At 74.6% G+C, this 1,890-nt stretch carries 1 protein-coding gene and 1 pseudogene; one reads left to right on the top strand and one right to left on the bottom strand.

Features of this window, described 5'->3' with window-relative positions:
- Window positions 1-1,030: pseudogene (locus KBX53_RS31665) on the top strand (hypothetical protein); the annotation flags it as partial.
- 149 nt (window positions 1,031-1,179) lie between these two features.
- On the opposite strand, the gene KBX53_RS31660 reads toward KBX53_RS31665, so the two are convergent.
- Window positions 1,180-1,890: sensor histidine kinase (locus KBX53_RS31660; protein ID WP_210863463.1), on the bottom strand; the 711-nt coding region annotated here is incomplete at its 5' end.

Raw genomic sequence — 1,890 nt, 5'->3', positions numbered from 1 at the left:
CGCCGTCGCCGTCGCCGCGCTCGGGCTCATCCATCTGATCGCACTCACACTGCTCGCCGCGCACGCGCTGGTCGTCCTCATCGCCTGGTGGCGCGGCCCGGCTGCGGCCGGCATCGCCGCCCCGGCCAGCGCCGCCCCGACCACAGCCGGCAGCACCGCCCCGCGCCTCGACGCCGAGCGGGACCGGCGGGTGTGGCGGTGGCTGGTCGCCGTGCTGCCGGCCGCGCTGCTGGTCAGCCCGTTGCTGGTCAAGGCCCGGACCCAGCAGTCCCGGCAGTTGAACTGGGTCCACCTGGTCCGGCCGGACGACCTGAGCGCGCTGCCCGGCGGCGTGGCCCAGAGCAGTGTGGTGGGTGGCCTGCTGGTCGGGGTCGCCGCGCTGGGCGCAGCCCGGCTCGGGCGACGCGCGGTGCTGCCGGTCAGCGCGGTGCTGCTGCCCGTACTGCTGCTCTTCGCCGCCGGCGCGGTCGTGCCGCTGTGGGTGCCCCGGTACCTGGTCTTCGTGGTGCCCTTCGCCTGCCTGTTGGCGGGGGCGGCGCTCGCCGCCGTGAGCGCACCGGGCGCGCTGGTGGCGGTGGTCCTGGCCGGGCTGCTCGGCCTGCCCGACCAGGCGGCGCTGCGACGCACCCACGAGTGGCCGCGCAGCGCCCCGGTGGACTACGCGGGGGCGGCGCGGGTGATCGCGGACGGTCAACGACCGGGGGACGCGGTGGTCTACTCGCCAAGGCGCAGCTGGCTCTTCCTCGACCTCGGCATCGAGTACCACCTCGCCGACCCACCACGCGACGTGCTGGTCACCGAGGACGAGGCACGCCGCGGCGATCTGTGGGCTGCCGAGTGCCCCCAGCCGGCACAGTGCCTGGCCGGTACGACGCGGGTGTGGCTCGTCGTCTCCGGCCGGCACGCCGACCCGCTGGCCGCCGTGCCCGACGCCAAGGGCGACGCGCTCCGTGCGGACTTCACCGTCGCGCAGGTCTGGCAGCGCCCCGGCCTGACCGTCGCCCTGCTGACCACCCGCTCCGACCGCTGACCCGGCCCCGGGGCGCCGGCCGGCGACCAGGCCCGCCCACCTCGATGTGCCTGATGCCTCTCAGTCATCCTGATGACTGAGAGGCATCACGCCCATCCCGACATCCGCTCCCGCTGCGGACCCCGCCCCATTGGAGGCGGCAGGGCGGGTCAGGGTTGGGAGCGGCCCTCCGGGGCGCTGCGGGCCAGTGGGATGATCAGCACCGCCTCGGTGCCACCGTTGGCACCGGCCCGCAGTTCGATGGTGCCGCGCAGCTCCCCGGTGATCAGGGCGCGGACGATCTGGAGGCCGAGCCGGCTGCCGTGTTCGGCGTCGAAGTCCGGCGGCAGGCCGCGGCCGTTGTCGGTCACCGAAACGTGCAGCATCTTGCGGAACCGGTGCGCGGAGACCACCACCTCGGGCCGCAGCGACGGGTCGACCTCGGGGGCGGCGACCGGCACCATGCCGGACGCGGCGGGCACCGGGACCTCGTCCGCCTCGTCGGCCGGAGGGAAGCCGTGCTCGACGGCGTTGAGCAGCAACTCGTTGAGGACCATCACCAGCGAGGTGGCGATCTCCGCCGGCAGCACGCCGAAGCTGCCCCGCCGCCGCATGCCGACGCTCACCTCGGTCGCCGCGACCTCGGTCGCCGCGCTGGCCACCCGGTCGACGATGCCGTCGAACTCGACCGCCTCGTCGCTGGACATGGAGAGCGTCTCGTGCACCAGGGCGATCGAGGCGACCCGTCGGACCGATTCCTCCAACGCGACCCGGGCCTCCGGCATCGCCACCCGGCGGGCCTGCAACCGCAGCAGCGCAGCCACCGTCTGGAGGTTGTTCTTCACCCGATGGTGGATCTCCCGGATGGTGGCGTCCTTGGT

The sequence above is a fragment of the Micromonospora sp. M51 genome (assembly GCF_018070305.1).
Lineage (GTDB): Bacteria > Actinomycetota > Actinomycetes > Mycobacteriales > Micromonosporaceae > Micromonospora > Micromonospora parva.
The sequence above is the reverse complement of the archived record's forward strand: the minus strand, read 5'-3'. Positions and strand labels throughout refer to the sequence as shown.